Origin of the sequence: Stenotrophomonas nitritireducens, from assembly GCF_001700965.1 — a bacterium.
GTDB lineage: Bacteria > Pseudomonadota > Gammaproteobacteria > Xanthomonadales > Xanthomonadaceae > Stenotrophomonas > Stenotrophomonas nitritireducens_A.
The window spans coordinates 1640990-1659409 of sequence record NZ_CP016756.1 but is presented as its reverse complement, the minus strand read 5'-3'; the positions used below and the strand labels follow the sequence as shown (position 1 = coordinate 1659409).

Below are 18420 nucleotides of genomic sequence, written 5' to 3'. Positions count from 1 at the left end.
GGTTTGAGTGATTGTTGGGCGGCGCGCTTGCGCATGACGGCCAGCGCCGAACGGCGAGCAGGCCAACGCTGGTAGACGCTACCGGGGCAGCCCATGAGCAGAAAGCTTCTCCCGCGCGGCGATTCTCTCTACCAGCGTATCGATAGCGGCCTCCATGGCATGTGCAGTCTGGTCGCCACTCTGGTTGGTGATGACGAAGATGCCAAGATCATATTTCGGCATGATGTAGATGTAGCACTGCGAGCGGGGAACGCCGCCATGATGCGCGTAGTAGAGGCCCTTCAGGCGGTCGCCGCTGACAATGTTCCAGAAGTAGCCAATGCTGAACTCGGAATCGAATTTGATCAAAGGTCGATGCGATTCCGTCACCACCTGCCCACCGGCCAGTTGGAACTTGAGGTAGCTCAGCATGTCCGGGGTTGTGGCTTTCACGTTTCCGGATGCGCCCCAGGGTAACTCCGGCATTGGGGTGGTCGGCACCGCATTGTCGCTGTGATAGCCGACCGCAAGCCGGGCCGCTTCGTCATCGCTCAGTTTGATCCGGATATCGCTCATTCCCGCCGCATCGCGAAAGAACCCGCGCAGCAGTGACTCGTAGTCGCGCTTGTAAACCACTTCCAGGATGTGCGCTGCCAGTTGCGTTCCCGCACTGGAATAGGCGTACTCCTTTCCTGGTACGCGGCCTATCTCGACAGTGTGCAGGTCACTGAAGAAGTCCGTCTTTCCATAGTTCTCGTAGAGAGCATTGAGCTCGGCGGGCGTACGGTGATCGGTGAAGTCGGCGAGTACCGTGTTCGCGCGTTCCGGCAGCATGTTTGGCAAGCCACTGGTATGCGACAACAGGTGACGGATACGGATGGGTTCGCCTTTGTACTGCAGGTTCGGATAGTCCCCTGTCAGGTACCGGCGGACGTCGTCGTCCAGATCCAGCTTGTGCTCCAGCACGGCATTGGCAATCAAGGTCCCCGTCAGCGTCTTGCTCAAGGAGCCGATTTCGTAGAGCGTCGCATCGGTCGGAGGAGATGGCTTTCCGGTTTCCATGTCGCCGCGATGGCGGATGAATTCCTCGTCCCGGTATACCACTGCGATCGAGGCTGAGTGGAGCAATGGCTGTTCGATCAGCGTTGCGGCCACTTCATCGATGTCGGCGCCGAGATCTTTCGCCGGGGCATTATTACCCGTGCATCCCGCGCTCAATAGCACCGCGGACAATGCGAAGCAGTTGAACCATCGCCGGTTTCGAACAATCATCGAAGTTGCTTGCATGCGTCGGCGCTTGAACGAAAGCAGGGAAAGGGTTCGTAACATAGCGGATTGCCGGGGCTCACGCCTGTGAGCTTCCTGCGGCTGTGTCTGATGGCTCTGTTGGAATAATCGCCATCTCTGGGCTGCTGAATGCCGGAAGGCGGAAGCGGGCCCGCCGCCGTCGAATCGCTGCTCAGGTCCGGTTGGAATCGGAAGATTGCAGGCTGTTTGCTGTGCTGCCTGATGCATCGTCCAGCCCGCCCGTACAACGGCTTTGGCTTGAATACACTGCCCGCTATTGCCCGCTAGAACTCCTTGCCATTTACCGGAACACGCTTGAGTTCGGCCAGGTCTATTCCATCCACGCAGCGAACATTGATTGCCGCCATCTTGGTTCCATCAGGCTTGGTCCCTAGGCCGAAGGCCTGACAGCCACAGACCGAGCAGAACTGGTGCAGGATGTTGTGCGTGTTGAAGGTATAGGTCGTGAGTTTGTCTGCTCCTGATGTGACCGCAAATGCTTCGCGTGGCACGAACCAGAACAAGAGTCCCTTGATGCTGCAGTGTGAGCAGTTGCATTCAATGGCTTGGTCAATTTCACCTTGAGCGGTGAACTTCACTGCTCCGCAATGACAACTTCCAGATTGCATGGGTGCCTCCTAAGGCGTGAGTTGAGCCTTGCTGCGGCGCGGTGTTGGCTTGAATGAACCATCAGGCATCAAGTCGACACCAAAACGCCAGTGAGTACCTGCCCATGTCGATTGACTCCCAATCAGAGGACTCATGGATTGGCATCTTAAGGATGATTGTTTTGAGGTCAACATGTGGAGGAAACTCCGAAAGAACAATGTCCGTTACCTCGGGCCCGAGCCTGTGAGTGATTTTGAACACAGGGAACGAATCTGCGAGTTCGGCGGCGCCGATGCGGAAGGTGCCTCGGGTCAGCAGTTCGTCACCGTCAAAGAGGGCTAGATCAACGCGCACAGATTTGTCCTTTGATGCCTGACGCCCGCATTAGGGAGAGCCGAGCAACGGTCTCGGCTTGAATGAATTATGAGGTGTTTGATATGGATCGAGCGATCTGCACCGGGCAGCCTTAGCCGGCTCATGATATGCGTTGTAGCTGACGATTCCCTGGAAACACGCATGCCAACAGCCGCCGCCGATCTGACGCGCTTGACCCGAAACCAGGCAGCTTATGAGGCAATCGTTCGCTGGGCTGCATTGTTTGGATAGCTCGGTGACAAAGCAGCTCTCATAGTCATTGAGCGCGACAGGATTGATGTTATTGGCAAGGCATTTTCCGTCCAGCAAGTCCCGGAAGTCTGGGCCTGGAGAAGCCGCTGGGAGCGCCTCGCCGCGCGAATTTCTGTGACTCACCGAACTTGGCGATTCACTACATGCCGTCAAAATAACTAGTCCAATTATCAGGATTAATTTTGACATGGCATCTAATCCTGGATATTTAAGCCGCTCCGCGAAGCAGGCTCGGCAGAATGAACTGTTAGGCGCCACCAGTGCCGCTGAAGTAGTTGTAGCACCCGGTGGCAACGATAGCGACTGCCAGTGCGATCAATCCCACGCACTCGATCTCCAGCTCGGCCAGCAGTATCCGGCGACGCAAAGTAGGGAGCAACAGGCAGGGCGAAATGACCACTAAACCAGCGCAAAGACTGGCGAGACCTAGCCAGAAATTGAACTGCCAGATATCAGAGATTTGGCTAAGCATTCGTACTGCGCCGAGCTCTGGAATGAAGCCGACTCGCATAGCGAGTTCGGCTTGAATGAATTGCTAGCACTCAATCTAAAAGGGCTAGTGGCGTGCGATTGAACGATGACTTTAGCGAGCGGTATGAACGTTCTCTGCGATAGATATCTGACTCATGAAGCAATACATGAAAATTCCGGGCCTCCGAGTAAGAAAGGAATGGCCCAACAACGGAGATAATTCGTTCAATTGCGCCTATAACACCTTCGCCCGTCGCAATAATAATGGCCGCTTTACCAATATTGGTAAGCGAAGTGCTTGCATCTAGGCGGGCGCGCGACTTCTCATCAAGTTTATTGTAGTGGCTGAGGCAATAACCGCCTAAGCCAACGCCTTGATAGCCGCTACAGGGCTGCCCCTTTGAGGTGGGCGCTTTACATAGCACAACTGGCATAGTTTCCTCGCTCTTGAGTGCTAACGCCTGAGTTAGGCCAACCCGTAGCGGGGCGGCGACTGCGTACTAGCCTAACCTAGGCGCGCTGGCGCCGCTACGATGCGGGTTCGGCTTGAACGAATTGTTAGGTGGCGGCTAGGATTGCAACCATGCACCCATTTTCCGAACTGGCTACACGCTGCGCTGCGCTCACTGACGGCCTACTTGAGGGTAATCGAGCATGCGCGCTTGCAGAGTTGCAAGAACGCGGTACTACCGCCCTACTTAAGTCATTACAGGCGGTAGAGTTGCAAGGGGCCATAGTGACAGTTGGAATGGTCTCCATGTTTGATGCTGCGCTCCAGGATACATTGGAATGCAGGGACGGCTTTCAAGAAGCCTTGAAGATAATAGAAGAAGCAAAAGATCCAGATCTCTTCACAAGGTTTAGGGACGTGCAGCTTGCAGTAAACGTTCTGAAGCATGGTAAGGGTCGCAGCCACAAGGATCTCTTGGCCCGCAGGAATGAACTGCCCTTTCGTGTTCGGGCGGAAGATGAATTCTTTAATGAGGGGAATGTGTCAGAACTTGCGCCACTTGTACAAGTAGATGGTGCGTTTTTGCGCCATTGCTCTGAAACGATCGACTTGGTGGCTGTACTGATCAAGAGAGAGCGACCGGACGCATGGGTCTGATGCGGCTTCTTTCTCCGCCGCCTAACGCCTGGATTAAGCCGCGCGGTAAAGCAGCGTCGGCTTGAATGAATTGTTAGCGCCCACCTTTGAGTCGATCCATGGCACGCTTTACCAGTATCTCGGAAATCTCACGCTGTGCGCGATGGCCGAAGTACACGTAGATGACTATAAAAGCTGCAATGAGCGTTATTGCAACGCCTAAGTACGCGACGAAGCTGTTGAAGCCGAGCATAAGTGAGATAGGATATGCCGCCATAAGCAACGCTACACTGATGACCGGGGGTCTTCCTCTCCCGAGGATCCTATACTTTCGGAAGACTTCGTTGGTTATCCGATCCGCTTCTACGTCTTGTTCCACTGGTATCTCCTTATGGGCGCTATCGCCTATTCGACCGCCCAATAGCGGCGTAGCGGCGAGTATGTCGGTTTTCAGCTGCGGTTGGAATAAATGTGTTGGCTGCAAATATCAATGAGTTGCAAGCGGGCGCGCATGCACTCAACGCGCCGGGCGTCTCGAGCAAAAGATCGCGTATAAACAGCGATATGGATTTGGACCTGCATTCTTGCTATGTAACAAGATTTCAGCAGTTGGGGGGACTATCGCGAGGCATTCACTCCACTTCCCGAGTCCGCGCCAACTCCGCCGCATTCCTCAACGCCTGCAGAAAACGCGCGAGCGGCGCGCTCTGCGGTTCGCCATCACGGGTGTAGACCATCACCGGCCGTTGCCAGGCAAACCCGGGTGCATCCAGCTTCACCCAATGTCCGGCGAGCAACTCGGCCTGCGCCAAACGGCTGGGCAACAAGGTGAGGTAGCCGCCGTCGCGGATCATCGCGCGCATGAATTCCGGTGAGCCGCTTTCCATGGTGTTGAGCGGTGGTTCCAGGCCGGCCTCATGGAAGCGTTGGCGGAACGCGGCTTCCACCGCACCCAGGCGCCGGCCGAAGATCCAGGCCTGTTCCAGCAGTTGCGCCGGGCTGATATCGCGTTGCCGCGCCAGCGGGTGGCGCACGCTGGCGAGTACGCGGTACTCGTCGTGCATCAGCACTTCGCTCTTGATGCGCGGGTCCGGGTCGCCGTCGCCGAAGGTGTGCAGGGTGACCACCGCATCCAGTTCGCGGGCCAGCAGGTTGGGCAGCAGTTCGGGCAGGATGCCGCCGCTGACGTGGATGCCGATCTTCGGCCAGTGCCGGCGCAGCGCCAGTACCGCCGGCGCCACCAGCGAGCCGGCCGTGCTCGGGCCGGTGCCGATGCGGACCTGGCCCTCGGCACCGGTCTGCAGTTCCTGCAGGCGGTCCTCGAAGCGGCGCACGGCGTCGTGGGCGGGCTGGGCATGCTCCATCAGCAGGCGGCCGACATCGGTAAGCCGGGCTTCGCGGCTGCCGCGCTCGAACAGGCGCGCGCCCAGCTGCTGCTCCAGCGCCTGGATGCCCTTGCTGAGGGCCTGCTGGGTGCGGCCGGTGGCCGCGGCGGCGCGGGTGAAGCTGCCGTGTTCGACCACGGACAGGAAGTAGCGGAGCTGGCGGAGATCCATGGCGGCACGCGGTAACAACCGATGGTTGTGGATCGTACGCGAATTGGTTGGCGGTTGCCGGGGCGGGGCGCTGATAGTCGGCTGATCGCAATCTCCCGGGAGGGGAACCATGGCCAGTCGCAACGCCGTCAAACAGTGGGACCAGCAGTACGACCTCGTCATCGCCGGCTTTGGCCTGGCGGCCATGTGTGCCGCCATCGAGGCGCACGACCTGGACCCGAACCTGTCCATCCTCATCCTGGAGAAGGCCAACGAGGCCGAGACCGGCGGTAATAGCCGCGTGGCCGGTCAGTCGCTGCTGATCACCAAGAACGCCAAGGTGCTGGCCGAGTACCAGCGCAAGATGAGCGTGGCCAACCCGATCCCGGAAGACATGCTGGTGCCGTGGTCCGAGGCGATGGAAGCGCTGGAACCGTGGATCCAGGAACGTGCGGCCCAGGCCGGGGCGCAGTTCATCCATGGCACCGGTTTCTCCGAGCGCGATGCGGTGCTGGAGTTCCCGGAGTTCGGCGCGCGCGAAGCGGTGCATTGCACCGCCACCATCCTGCCGATTCCGTCTGGCGTGTACCTGGCCTTCCGCGAGAACATCCGCCTGCGCCCGCGCATCCAGATCGCCTATGAGTCGCCGCTCAAGGATCTGGTGCAGGACCCGGACACGCTGGAAGTGTTCGGCGTCATCGCCGAGCAGAACGGCCAGCGCGTGGCCATCCGTGCCAACAAGGGCGTGGTGATGGCCACCGGTGGCTTTGAAGCCAACCTGGACATGCAGCGCAATTATTTCGGCCTGGCCAATCCGGCGCCGCTGGGTACGCCGCACAACACCGGCGACGGCATCAAGATCCTGCAGAAGGCCGGTGCCGATTTGTGGCATATGCGCAACCAGGGCCAGTCCGGTGGTATCTGGCCGGGCTTCAAGCCGGAAGGTTTCGTCAACGGCTTCCTGCGCAACTTCTTCTGGCAGAGCTTCAGCTGGATTGAAGTGGATGCGAACACCGAGCGCTTCTACAACGAAACTGCCGAGTTGCAGCTCACCCATTACAAGGAAAAGAAGCACGGCCATTGGGTGGACACCCCGCATTACCGTGCGCAGCCGGTGCACATGATCTTTGATGCCATCACCTGCCAGTACAACAAGCTGGTGGTGGAGGTGATGAGCTGGAACCCGGTGGTGCGTGGCTACAAGTGGTCCGACGACAACTCGGTGGAAGTGGAGAAGGGCTGGATCCAGAAGGCCGACACGCTGGAAGAACTCGCAGTGAAGATCAACCGCGACCCGGCCAAGCTGCGCGCCGAAGTGGAACATTACAACGCGGCATGTGCGGCGAAGAATGATGCGGACTTCGGTCGCAACCCGGACACCTTGTTCCCGATCGCGCAGGCACCGTTCTATGGCATGCGCGTGGACCCGGTGATCGTCTGCACCGGCGGTGGTGCGCGCCGCAACATCAAGTCCGAAGTGCTGGACCACGATGGCAAGCACATCCCGCGCCTGTACGAAGCCGGTGAGATGGGCTCGATGTTCTCCGACCTGTACCAGAACGGTTCGTACCTGACCGAAGCGATGATTTCCGGCCGCGCTGCAGGCCGTGAAATCGTTGGTCTTGGCAACTGGGAGGGCTGAGCATGAAGGTTGCAACCCCTGCGATGAAGCTGGACGTGCGCATCAATGATGTGAAGGCCGAGGACGGCTTGCTGGTGATGGACGGTGTCGCCGGCATGTTGCCGTGCAAGACCAGCCTGACGCCGGCCGAGTTCCGGCAGATGATGAAGCTGGCACTGCGCCCGAGCGTGTTGGCGTTGTTGTTCAAGAAGTAAGCCAAGCGCTGTGCAGCGTCGAGCCGAGCCGAGTCGAGCTGCTGCTTGAAGCCCTTCTCCCACCGGGAGAGGGGTTGGGGAGAGGGTGAGGTGCGAAGCGCCGCGCAGTTTGCTTGAAGCCCCTCTCCCGCTCGCGGGAGAGGGGTTGGGGTGAGGGGGCGGTGCGAAGCGCCGTGCAGTTTTTCCTGCAGGCGGCATTGCAGGAGCCAGGAGCAAGAGCCCCCTCATCCGCCCCTTCGGGGCACCTTCTCCCGCAGGCGGGAGAAGGTATTGCCAAGCAAAGCAAAGCAAAGCAAAGCAAAGCCAAGCCAAGCCAAGCCAAGCAAAGCCAAGCAAAGCCAAGCAAAGCCAAGCAAAGCCAAGCAAAGCCAAGCAAAGCAAAGCAAAGCAAAGCAAAGCCAAGCAAAGCCAAGCAAAGCCAAGCAAAGCCAAGCAAAGCCAAGCAAAACCGAGCAAAACCGAGTAAAACCGAGTAAAACCGAGTAAAACCGAGCAAAACCGAGCAAAGCAAAGCGAAGCAGGGCCGAGCCAAACGAAGCAGAGCAGAGCCAAGCGAAGCAGAACAGAGTCAAGCGAAGCAAAGCCAAGCCGAGCCGTGAAGTGCAAAGCCGCGCAAAGCAAGCAAAGCGTCAGTTGCAGCTGAGCGTAAGTGGAGTGCGTTCCTCCCTCCTGCAGACGGGGTCAAGAACAGGCATTTGCTAGCCCTAGGCTCATGCCTGTCCGTACGCCCCGCGTGCTACGCCGGGCTGGGTGCGGAGCGAGCTGGAGCGAAGGGATGGACGAGGGGAGCACTTGGCCTTTCGCGCGAATTCAAACCCCACCTGCGAAGCGCCTTGCCTTGACGGTGCATCCAGAGTCCAGGCATTCACTCCGCCGCAGGTGAATCCACATCCGCCACCCAGGCATCAATCTCGCCGGCCTTGAACGGCCCCAGCTTCTGCTTGAGCACGCGCCCCTGCGCATCAACCAGCACGCTGTAAGGCAGCAAGCCCTGCGAATTGCCGAGTTTGACGCTGGCGTCATTCGGCCCCGGTGTCTCGATCACGATCGGGTAATACACCGGCACGTTGCCGAGAAAATCCAGCACCGCCTCGGGCGTATCCAGCGCCAGGCCAACCACCTGCGGGCCAGCGTCGGCATGACGCGCGGCAAAGCGCGCCAGCTCCGGCATTTCCTCGATGCAGGGCGCACACCAGCTGGCCCAAACATTGATCAGCAGCGGCTTGCCTTTGAAGCGATCCGGGAACTGCACCGGCATGCCATCGAGGTCGGGCAGGGTGAAGGCGGGCATCAGCTCGCCTATCTGCACGCCCCGCACCGGCGTCGCTGATTTCAGCGGCTTGGCTGGTGCGCTCATTGAAGCCAGTGGCGGTGGGGTTGGGCGGCTCAGCCATGCGCCCGCCGATAACCCGGCCGCTGCGGCAATGCCTGCCACCCACCACACGGCGCGCCGCATCAGCGCGCCGCGCGCAGCAGCGCTTCTTCAGCGATGGACTGGGTCAGCACGGTTGGCAACACACGCGGCGGCGTACCCGGGCCGTAAACCACGTACAGCGGAACGCCCACGGCCTTGTGCTGGTCCAGGAAAGCGCTGATCTGCGGATCGACATTGGTCCAGTCACCGCGCATGTAGACCGCGTTGACCCGCTTGAGCGTGTCGCGGAACTTGTCGCGGTCCAGCACGTTGCGTTCGTTGGCCTTGCAGGTGACGCACCAGTCGGCGGTCATGTTGACGAACACCACGCGGTTGTCGGCACGCAGGCGGTCGAGCATCTGCGGCGAGTACGCCACCGTGCCTTCGCTGGCGACGGCGGCTGCCGGGGGCGGCAGGCGGGTCACGCCCCACACCGGTACCAGTGCCAGCAACGCGATCACCGCACCGATCACCATGCCCAGCGTGCGGCTGTGCCAGCGGCTGCGCTCGAACCACCACAGGCCCAATGCCAGCAGTGCCATGCCGGCCAGCATCAATCCCATGGCGTCGATGCCACGCTGTTTGCCCAGCACCCACAACAGCCAGATGGCGGTGAGGTACATCGGGAAGGCCATCACATGCTTGAAGGTTTCCATCCATGCACCCGGCTTGGGCAGACGCTTGGCCAATGCCGGCACGAAACCGATAAGCAGGAACGGCAGCGCCAGGCCCAGGCCAAGTGCCAGGAACACCAGCATCGCCAGCGCAGGCGGTGCAGTGAAGGCATAGGCCAGGGCCGGGCCCATGAACGGGGCAATGCAGGGGCTGGCAACCACGCAGGCCAGCACGCCGGTGAAGAAATCTCCGCTGGGGCCGCTGCGGCTGGCGAGTTTCTGGCCAAGCTGGCCACCGTTGCCGCCCAGGGTGAACACCCCGGACAGGCTCAGGCCCACCACGAACATCAGATACACCAGCGCGGCGATGAACCACGGATGCTGCAGCTGGAAGCCCCAGCCGGCTGCCTGGCCGGCAGCGCGCAGTGCGAGCACCAGGGCGCCGATCACGGTGAATGCAACCAGTACGCCGGCCGTGTACCAGAGTGCATGGTTGCGTGCGTGCTGGCGGCTTTCGCCGCTCTGCGCCACGCCCAGCACCTTCAGCGACAGCACCGGCAACACGCAGGGCATCAGGTTCAGGATCAGGCCGCCGGCCAGGGCCAGCAGCAGTACCCACAGCAGCGAGCCGTTACCTGCAGTCTCTGCCGGTGGCTGGCTGCGACGGGTATTGTCGGCAGAGGCATCGGGTGCGGCTTCGGCCAGGCTGGCGGCTTCGGCTGCCGGGCGCACCACCAACGGCTGCGGTGCCGGTGGGTTGGCCGGGTCGATCAGCGGCATCGGCGTCATCTCGCCCTTCTTGCCGGCAGCCAGCGGTGGGATCACCAGCGGGGCGACCGCCAGTTCTTCCTTGTCCTTCTGCGAAACCTTGCCGGCCGGCAACGACAGCCGCACCCGGCGAGTCATCGGCGGATAGCAGATACCGTCGGTCTGGCAGCCCTGGAAGGTGACCACCAGGGTGGCCGGCGTGGCATCGGGCTTGTCGCGGCGCAGCGGCAGCGGCACGTCGACCTGGTCGAAGTAGACCACCACGTTGCCGAAGTGTTCGTCGCGGTAGGGCTTGCCGGCCGGCCATTGCGGGCGGCCAGCGCGCACGCCATCGGCGCCTTCCAGCGCCAGCGAAGTGCGATCGCGGTACAGGTAATAGCCCGGTGCCGGCGAGAACCGCAGCAGCAGGCGGTTGCCATTGTCGACAATGGCCTCGAAGCCGAACGCCTTTTCCGACGGCAGCGGCAAGCCCTGCACGGCGGCGGTGCCGGGCAGGTTGAGGCCGCCACCGGCATTGCCGGCCAGCGGGTTGAACAGTGGTGCCGCCGCCGGAGCCGCCGCCACGGTGGCTGGCGCGCTTCCGCCAGCGGCGGGCAGCTTCACTTCAATGGTGCGTTTCTGCGGCGGATAGCACACGCCTGCATCGGCACAGCCCTGGTAGCGGACTTCGAGGGTGACGCTGGTGGCGCCGGCATCGGCGGTGCCCGGCAACACCGAACGCAGCTGGCGGTGGTAGGTCTCCACGTCGCCGAAGAATTCGTCGTGCTTTTTCTCGCCCTGCGGCATCTGCAGCGCGCCGGCGGTGAAGCCGGGGCCAGCCTTGGCGCTGGTGCGGTGGTGGTAAAGGTAATAACCCGGGGCGATGTCCCAGCGCAGTTCGATGCGATCACGGCTGGAGGCTTCGACGCGCAGGGCGAAAGCCTGGTCAACCGGAAGCAGATCTTTTTCACTGATGGCCAGCGCCGGCAGGGCGGCGAGTGAAAGCAGGCAGAAGGCGGCAATTTGTCGCAACAGCATCATTAATTATGTTTCCTCCCGGGTCTGTGCCCGGATCCAGTCCAGATACGCCGGCAAGCCGGCGCTGGGGGAGATCGCCACGATCTCCGGCAATTCATAGGGGTGGTGCAGCCTGATCGCGGCGCTCAAGGCATCCAACCGATCAACGCAGGTCTTGATAACGAGCTGAATCTCTTCAGCTTGTTCAATCTGCCCCTGCCAGCGGTACACAGACCGCATGGCGGGCAACAAGTTCACACAGGCAGCCAGACGCTGCCCCACCAGATGGTGAGCCAGCGCCTGCGCGCTTTTGCTGTCAGGGCAGGTGCAGAAGACCAGTCTTACGTCCATCCGGCCATTGTCGCAGAAGCGCTTGTGGCACTTTCAGTTGGAAGTGTTGACATCGTTGTCATCAATTGTAACTTGCGATCAGTCACGTTTTCGGCGTTCGCTCATCCGAGAAGAGATGCTGACGTTTGTACGACCAGGTTGTTGTCGACGATGCCCCCGTTGCAAATTGGCTCAGCCGTGCACGGCTGCATCGGGCAAGCAGCAGAAATGTGGGCGCCAAGGCCGTTCCGTTCGCATACGCCTCCATCGCCGGCGGTGGTGACCACAGGACGGAAGGTGTGTGGTTGCAAAGGCTCTCTGCGTGCGGCTGGGCCCGCGGCAACTGCGCCAATCAATTTGCCGGCCGGCCCTTGAAAGGCCCCCAGCCAGCCCCATCTCCCAGACAAGCCCGTTGTGACGGGTCTTTTTACGCGTGATGCCGGCATCCCCTGGGTTTTACCGCTGGTGTCGCCGGAATTTCAGGCCAATCAATTACTTAAGAGGTCTTTCATGAGCATCAAGCCGCTTCACGACCGCGTTGTGGTCAAGCCGATCGAAGCCGACGAAGTTTCCGCCGGCGGCATCCTGATCCCGGATTCGGCCAAGGAAAAGTCCACCAAGGGTGAAGTCGTGGCCGTGGGCCCGGGCAAGCCGCTGGACAACGGTTCGGTGCGCGCCCCGTCGCTGAAGGTTGGCGACAAGGTCATCTACGGCCAGTACGCCGGTTCGTCCTACAAGGCCGAAGGCGTCGAGTACAAGGTGCTGCGCGAAGACGACGTGCTTGCCGTCATCGGCTGAGCTGCCGCGCTGCCTGTTCCTGTAAATCCCCTTTCCCGATAAAAGCAGCCGGGCATCGCTCGGCTCTACTTCAGAGGTAATCGCAATGGCTGCCAAGGATATTCGTTTCGGTGAAGACGCTCGTTCGCGCATGGTGCGCGGCGTCAACGTTCTCGCCAATGCCGTCAAGGCAACCCTGGGCCCGAAGGGCCGCAACGTCGTGCTCGAGAAGAGCTTCGGCGCCCCGACCATCACCAAGGACGGCGTGTCCGTTGCCAAGGAAATCGAACTGGCTGACAAGTTCGAGAACATGGGTGCGCAGATGGTGAAGGAAGTTGCTTCGCGCACCAATGACGACGCTGGCGACGGCACCACCACCGCCACCGTGCTGGCCCAGGCCCTGATCCGCGAAGGCGCCAAGGCTGTTGCTGCTGGCATGAACCCGATGGACCTCAAGCGCGGTATCGACAAGGCCGTCATCGCCGCCGTCGCCGAGCTGAAGAACATCTCCAAGCCCACCGCTGACGACAAGGCCATCGCCCAGGTCGGCACCATCTCGGCCAACTCGGACGAGTCGATCGGCAACATCATCGCCGAAGCGATGAAGAAGGTCGGCAAGGAAGGCGTGATCACCGTTGAGGAAGGTTCGGGCCTGGAAAACGAGCTGGATGTCGTCGAAGGCATGCAGTTCGACCGTGGCTACCTGTCGCCGTACTTTATCAACAACCAGCAGTCGCAGACCGCTGACCTGGACGACCCGTTCATCCTGCTGCACGACAAGAAGATCTCCAACGTGCGTGATCTGCTGCCGGTGCTGGAAGGCGTCGCCAAGGCAGGCAAGCCGCTGCTGATCATCGCCGAAGACATCGAAGGCGAAGCGCTGGCTACCCTGGTGGTCAACACCATCCGTGGCATCGTCAAGGTCGTGGCCGTCAAGGCACCGGGCTTCGGCGACCGTCGCAAGGCGATGCTGGAAGACATGGCTGTGCTGACCGGCGGCACCGTGATCTCCGAAGAAGTTGGCCTGTCGCTGGAAAAGGCCACCATCAAGGACCTGGGCCGCGCCAAGAAGGTGCAGGTTTCCAAGGAAAACACCACCGTCATCGACGGCGCCGGCGATACCGCTGCCATCGAATCGCGCGTCAAGCAGATCAAGACCCAGATCGAAGAGACCTCTTCGGACTACGATCGCGAGAAGCTGCAGGAACGCGTTGCCAAGCTGGCCGGCGGCGTTGCCGTGATCAAGGTCGGTGCATCGACCGAAATCGAAATGAAGGAAAAGAAGGACCGCGTTGACGACGCCCTGCACGCTACCCGCGCAGCCGTCGAAGAAGGCGTGGTCCCGGGCGGCGGCGTCGCCCTGGTGCGCGCTGTCACCGCACTGGCAGGCCTGAAGGGCAACAACGAAGACCAGAACCACGGCATCCAGATCGCCCTGCGCGCGATGGAAGCGCCGCTGCGCGAAATCGTTGCCAACGCCGGTGAAGAGCCGTCGGTCATCGTCAACCGCGTCAAGGAAGGCACCGGCAGCTTCGGCTACAACGCCGCTTCCGGCGAGTTCGGCGACATGCTCGAATTCGGCATCCTGGACCCGACCAAGGTGACCCGTTCGGCGCTGCAGAATGCAGCCTCGATCGCTGGCCTGATGATCACCACCGAAGCCATGGTTGCCGAAGCTCCGAAGAAGGACGAGCCGGCCATGGGCGCCGGCGGAATGGGCGGTATGGGTGGCATGGGCGGCATGGACTTCTAAGTCCGCCGCAGCCTCACCGCTGCTTGTAGTACACAAAACCCCGCCGCAAGGCGGGGTTTTGTTTTGCCTTGCTCCCTCCCTTTGCCGCAGGCAAGGGGAGGGTTGGGGAGGGGTGCTTTTGGGGCCTGTCAAACGGTGTCGGTTTCGCGCCTTGCGCGGCTCCTACCCAGGCGGATGTATTGCTGGGAAGGCTTCTGCCGAGCATGGCTCGGCACTACAGTGCCGTTCCTACAGGCTGATGCATTGCTGGGGAGGCCGCTGCCGAGCATGGCTCGGCACTACAGGTGGGTGCGCGCCCACTGCACGATGCTGCTGGCGGGCATTGCGCCGGACTGCCGGGCTATCTCGCGGCCACCCTTGATCAGCACCATCGTGGGAATGCTGCGGATGTCATAGCGGGTGGCGATGGCCGGCTCTGCCTCGGTGTCCAGTTTGCCCAGGCGCAGCTGTGGTTCCAGTTGCACGGCGGCCTTGGCGAACTCCGGTGCCATCTGCAGACAGGGCCGGCACCAGCTGGCCCAGAAATCCACCAGCAAAGGAATCTGTGAGCGGCTGGAATGCGCGTCGAAGCCGGCGGCGTTCAATGCAATTGGCGTGGCGTTGAACAAGGCCTGGTGACAGCGGCCGCAGGACGGCCCCTGGGACAGACGATCGGCCGGGACACGGTTGATCGCATTGCAATGCGGGCAGGCAATCTGCAGCAGTTCGGCGGTGGTGTCGCTCATCGGGATGATCATCGGACGCGGGACCAGCCAACAGTATGCGCTGCGGTGCTGAATCTTCCATCGCATGGGCGTTGGCCACTGTGGATCAGGATGGATTACACAATCCCAATGCGCCCAGCTCAGCCTTCTGCGCGTCGGGCAGGGCGGCCATCATCGCGGGGTTGCCGCAGGCCGCGCGTACGGTTTCGATCGAGTCGGCACGCAGCAGCGCAGCGCCGGAGGATGTGGGTGAGGGTTCTGCCTTGGCTGCAGCTGTGGCGGTTGCGGTGGGTACGCGCGCTGGTTGCCTGCGGGCCGCGCCCTGGCCGAGCAGGCGCAGAGTCGACAACTGGGTGCCACGGGCGAGCACGATATGGTCGCGGGCGATGGCGTGTACGCGCAGTCCAGTGGCTATGTCCTGGCCGATATGCAGTGTTTGCGATGCCGAGCCGGTCGGTTGCACCACCGCCAGCGAGCGCTCGGCCTGTGGGTGCACGAAGGTGGCCAGCAGGCGCAGTGGCGGGCTGGCGCTGGCGGCGTACAGCGGCGGGCGTTGCCCCGCGGCATCAGGCTGTTGCGCGATGGCGGTATTGCCTTGGCTGCAGCACGCCACGATGGCGAACCAGGTGAGCAGCGGCAGGGCAGGAATGGGTGGCTTCATTTGGCGGATGGATAGCCCGGGGCACGAGGCCCCGGGCAGTTGCGGATTACGGGATGTTCAAGCCGCGCAGCACAACCAGGTTGTTGGGGCTGAGCAGCGTCAGCAGCGCGTTGTCGTTGGCGCTGAGCCCGTTCCAGCGCTGGTTGACGCCGTTGGTGCACGAGTAGGTGATCAGCTTGCCGCGGCCGTTGGTGAGGAAGCCGCCGGACAGATCGAGGCAGCTGTTGTTGCGGCCGATCTTCGGCAGCGCGCTCAGGTCGAACATCTGCGCATCCAGGGTGCGATCACAGGTGGTCAAGGTCACCGCGCCGTTGTTGCCACCGTTGCCGGCCAGGCACAGCGCAGGGTTGGCCGCACTGTGGATGGCGCCGCGCAGGTCGGCCATCCACAGCTCGTTGTCGGCACCGGTGCAGGTGCTGGCATCGGCGATGTAGACCGCAGGCTTGCCATCCACCTGCTCGGTCTTCAGGCAATGCTTGCTGTTGGTGACCAGCATCGGCTGCGCGGCCGGCAGCAGTGGCGTCTGGCGCAGGCCCAACGTGTCCAGCAAGGCCTTGAGTGCATTCACCGCGGCGGTGTTGTTGCTGCCCTGCAGATCACTGCGGTAGCGGTTCATCCAGCGGTTGAGGCGGGTGGCCTTGTTCTCCTGGGCGATGTAGGCATCACGCACCTGCTTGGCCTCGGCGGACAGGCCGGTGGGGTTGTTGCCCCAGCTGGCATACAACAGGTTGCCGCGGCCACCGAGGTTGACCAGCGGCTTGCCACCGGCTGCGACCAACAACTGGTCCAGCTCCGGCATTTCCACCGCACGTAGGGCGCTGTAACCGGCCTCCTTGCCGACCACCACCGGCGCCTTCATCGGTGCCAGGTTCTGCGGGAAGCTCATCGTTGCCAGCGTACTGGCGGCAGCCCCGGGTTCCTGGCATTGCAGGCTGGCCTGCTGCGGGTTGTCGGCCTGGGCCAGGTTGATATGCAGCTTGTTGACCGAGTTGGTCTGCAGCACGGTGGGGGCTACTGCAATACGCTTGCTGCTGCCACCGGCAAAGCTCACCTGCAACCAGCATTGGCGGGTGCTGGCGTTGTCGATCGGCGTCGGCAGGTCGAACACATTGCCCCAGTTGCCACGGAACGCCGGGTACAGCAGGGCCTTGCCGGTGCTGGGGTCGTAACCGCCGAGAACGGTGAACACCGGTGCCCCCACCAGCCGTGGCTTGAGGTAATTGCCGTCCGGCGAATTGAAGAACAACTCCTTGTTGGTCGGCACCTTGCCGGTCACCGGTTCCATTCTGCGGGTAGTGGCATTCCAGCCGAGGTAGCCGGTGACCGAGCTCTGCGAGGGCACCGGCTTGTTCAGGCGCGGCTGGATCGCGATCTTGGTGCTGTAGCCGGTGTAGTGGGTGTAGCGCGACAGTGCGCTGGAGAAACCACCGCCGGCCATGGCGTCGGCGGCAAAGCTGTAGGTGTCGTCATAGATCGGCATGCCGTTCAGGGCGCCGTTCTTGGCCTGCCGCCAATGGAAGTTGGCACGCATGCGCTTGCGGTAGGCGATATAGCCCCAGCCGCTGTCGTGGTGGTGGCCGGACAGGAAGTAGTTGTCGCCGGATTGGCCCGGATAGTGGCCCAGCCCGTAGTGATGGCCGATCTCGTGGCTGAATTCATTGCCGCTGGTGGAGTACAGCGTCAGCATGCCGTTGCCGCCGCTCAGGCCATGGCTCTGCTTGCCGTTGCTGTACATGCCGACGGCGTGGTGCGCCACCACGTTCTGGAACCACTGCGGCTGTGACTGCCCGGCCATGCCGGACGCGGTAGCGCCGAAGTTGGCCAGGTTGATGCCGACGCTGACCGTGGACTTGCCGGTGTTCTCGCGCATGTCACCGGCATAGACGCCACCTTCACCGGTACTGGCGGTGTCGTAGATGGTGCCGTTGGCGACCATCACCTTGCCCAGCTTCATCGGCTCGTAATAGGCCACGGTCATGCGTGCAGCCGGGATGGTCTGGAAGTAATCCGCGGCGCCCTGTTCGGGGTTTTTCAGCAGCCAGAACGCATCGCTCTCGGCCGGCGGGTCGGTGAGCATGCCCAGTCGGATGTTGTGCACCACCAATTCGGCCGGCGCACCGAAATCAATCTTGTCGGCGGCAAGGCTGCCACTGCGTGCCTTGTCGTCGGTGATGTCCAGGCTCATGCCCGGCTTCACCCAATCCCACGGCAGGCGCATGGTCCAGGCGCGGCGGGAATAGTTGTAGTCGGGGCGACCGTCGGTGTTGTTGTAGTCCGAGCGGTACATGGAATTGGGATGCAGCAGTGTCGCGGTGCCCATCACCGTGCCATCCACCGAGACCGTCACATTGAGTGCGTCGATATCCTTCAGCGAGGGATCCGGGGTGACCAGCAGCAGCGCTTCGCGCTCGGTGGTCAGGCGCGGCATGTTCTTGGCTTCATTGCCGCTGGGGTCGACCGTGTGGCTCTGGCCGAACTGGATCATCGCCGGCAGCGAGCCGACCAGATCATTGCGTACCGCGCGCACCGCGCCGCTGGCATCGATGTCGTAGAAGCCCTTGAGGTCCACTTCGTCGTAGCGCGCCGAGGTCGGCTCCGGGTACGGATCGGTCGGCGTGGGGGTGGGTTCGGGCGTTGTCGGAACCGGCGGCACCGGTGGGTCGACATTGCCACCTTCGCCACTTCCGCCGCCACCTTCCTGGCCGCCGTTTTCGGTGCCATCACCATCGCCGCCCGAGCCGCCGACGTCGATGTCGTCGCCGAAGCCGGTGTCGCCGTTGCCGTCGCTGTCGCCGCCCCCGGTGGGCGGGCCTGGCACCACCGGCGTGGACGTATCGCCACCGGTGCTGCCGCCATTGTTCTTGTCGGTTGGTGCGTCACTTTTGTCGCAGGATGCGAGCATTACCATGCTCAATGCCAGCGCGAGCGCACGCAGGTTGATTGCGTTGTTCAAGTAGTTTTCCCCTTGTTTT

At 61.9% G+C, this 18420-nt stretch carries 17 protein-coding genes; 6 read left to right on the top strand and 11 right to left on the bottom strand.

Features of this window, described 5'->3' with window-relative positions:
• Positions 1-78: 78 nt before the first annotated feature.
• From BCV67_RS07040 to BCV67_RS20325, 3 genes are all read right to left on the bottom strand, one after another.
• Positions 79-1251, bottom strand: a complete 1173-nt coding sequence (locus BCV67_RS07040; RefSeq protein ID WP_231732464.1) for a serine hydrolase domain-containing protein — start codon at positions 1249-1251, stop codon at positions 79-81.
• Positions 1252-1550: 299 nt separating this feature from the next.
• Positions 1551-1895 (bottom strand): GFA family protein, encoded by a 345-nt coding sequence (locus BCV67_RS07035; RefSeq protein ID WP_062167090.1) that lies wholly within the window; start codon positions 1893-1895, stop codon positions 1551-1553.
• Positions 1896-2749: 854 nt separating this feature from the next.
• On the bottom strand, positions 2750-2974 hold the full coding sequence (locus BCV67_RS20325) for a hypothetical protein (protein WP_156455783.1): 225 nt from the start codon (positions 2972-2974) through the stop codon (positions 2750-2752).
• A gap of 582 nt (positions 2975-3556) precedes the next feature.
• Here BCV67_RS20325 and BCV67_RS07020 point away from each other — a divergent pair.
• Positions 3557-4081, top strand: a complete 525-nt coding sequence (locus tag BCV67_RS07020) for a hypothetical protein (RefSeq protein ID WP_065868067.1) — start codon at positions 3557-3559, stop codon at positions 4079-4081.
• A gap of 73 nt (positions 4082-4154) precedes the next feature.
• On the opposite strand, the gene BCV67_RS07015 is transcribed toward BCV67_RS07020, so the two are convergent.
• Both BCV67_RS07015 and BCV67_RS19990 read right to left on the bottom strand, forming a co-directional pair.
• On the bottom strand, positions 4155-4439 hold the full coding sequence (locus tag BCV67_RS07015; RefSeq protein ID WP_156455782.1) for a hypothetical protein: 285 nt from the start codon (positions 4437-4439) through the stop codon (positions 4155-4157).
• 253 nt (positions 4440-4692) lie between these two features.
• Positions 4693-5616, bottom strand: coding sequence for a LysR family transcriptional regulator (locus tag BCV67_RS19990; protein ID WP_057626796.1), 924 nt, complete (start codon positions 5614-5616; stop codon positions 4693-4695).
• Between the two features lie 109 nt (positions 5617-5725).
• On the opposite strand from BCV67_RS19990, the gene BCV67_RS07005 reads away from it, so the two are divergent.
• From BCV67_RS07005 to BCV67_RS19980, 3 genes are all read left to right on the top strand, one after another.
• Positions 5726-7237: an FAD-dependent oxidoreductase gene (locus tag BCV67_RS07005; protein ID WP_062167078.1), complete on the top strand. Its 1512-nt coding sequence runs from the start codon at positions 5726-5728 to the stop codon at positions 7235-7237.
• A 2-nt stretch (positions 7238-7239) separates the two neighbouring features.
• Positions 7240-7431 (top strand): hypothetical protein, encoded by a 192-nt coding sequence (locus BCV67_RS19985; protein WP_057626798.1) that lies wholly within the window; start codon positions 7240-7242, stop codon positions 7429-7431.
• 173 nt (positions 7432-7604) lie between these two features.
• Positions 7605-7907 carry a hypothetical protein gene (locus BCV67_RS19980; protein ID WP_156455780.1) on the top strand — a complete coding sequence of 101 codons (303 nt, stop codon included), beginning with the start codon at positions 7605-7607 and terminating at the stop codon, positions 7905-7907.
• 389 nt (positions 7908-8296) lie between these two features.
• Here BCV67_RS19980 and BCV67_RS06995 read toward each other — a convergent pair whose 3' ends face one another.
• Genes BCV67_RS06995 through cutA form a run of 3 tightly spaced genes read right to left on the bottom strand, consistent with a single transcriptional unit; the run spans position 8297 to position 11574 of the window.
• The gene (locus tag BCV67_RS06995) at positions 8297-8887 is read right to left on the bottom strand and encodes a TlpA family protein disulfide reductase (protein WP_062167076.1); all 591 of its coding nucleotides are present in this window, start codon (positions 8885-8887) and stop codon (positions 8297-8299) included.
• The gene (locus tag BCV67_RS06990) at positions 8887-11247 is read right to left on the bottom strand and encodes a protein-disulfide reductase DsbD family protein (protein ID WP_062167074.1); all 2361 of its coding nucleotides are present in this window, start codon (positions 11245-11247) and stop codon (positions 8887-8889) included. Before BCV67_RS06990 ends, BCV67_RS06995 begins: the two co-directional genes overlap by 1 nt.
• 3 nt (positions 11248-11250) lie before the next feature.
• A complete protein-coding gene (cutA, locus tag BCV67_RS06985; RefSeq protein ID WP_062167072.1) occupies positions 11251-11574 on the bottom strand; it encodes a divalent-cation tolerance protein CutA in 324 nt (107 codons plus the stop codon).
• 489 nt (positions 11575-12063) lie between these two features.
• Between cutA and BCV67_RS06980 the strand changes: the two genes are divergently transcribed.
• Together BCV67_RS06980 and groL are read left to right on the top strand one after the other, a co-directional pair.
• Entirely contained in the window at positions 12064-12351 is a 288-nt protein-coding gene (locus tag BCV67_RS06980; protein ID WP_062167070.1) for a co-chaperone GroES, read from the top strand.
• A gap of 85 nt (positions 12352-12436) precedes the next feature.
• Complete coding sequence (groL, locus tag BCV67_RS06975; RefSeq protein ID WP_062167068.1) at positions 12437-14083, top strand: chaperonin GroEL; 1647 nt, start codon at positions 12437-12439, stop codon at positions 14081-14083.
• Positions 14084-14361: 278 nt separating this feature from the next.
• Here the strand turns inward: groL and trxC are convergent, their stop codons facing one another.
• From trxC to BCV67_RS06960, 3 genes are all read right to left on the bottom strand, one after another.
• Entirely contained in the window at positions 14362-14808 is a 447-nt protein-coding gene (gene trxC / locus BCV67_RS06970; RefSeq protein WP_062171494.1) for a thioredoxin TrxC, read from the bottom strand.
• 85 nt (positions 14809-14893) lie between these two features.
• Positions 14894-15448 (bottom strand): type II secretion system protein N, encoded by a 555-nt coding sequence (locus tag BCV67_RS06965; protein WP_062167066.1) that lies wholly within the window; start codon positions 15446-15448, stop codon positions 14894-14896.
• Positions 15449-15494: 46 nt separating this feature from the next.
• Complete coding sequence (locus BCV67_RS06960; RefSeq protein ID WP_062167064.1) at positions 15495-18401, bottom strand: M66 family metalloprotease; 2907 nt, start codon at positions 18399-18401, stop codon at positions 15495-15497.
• Positions 18402-18420: the final 19 nt, after the last annotated feature.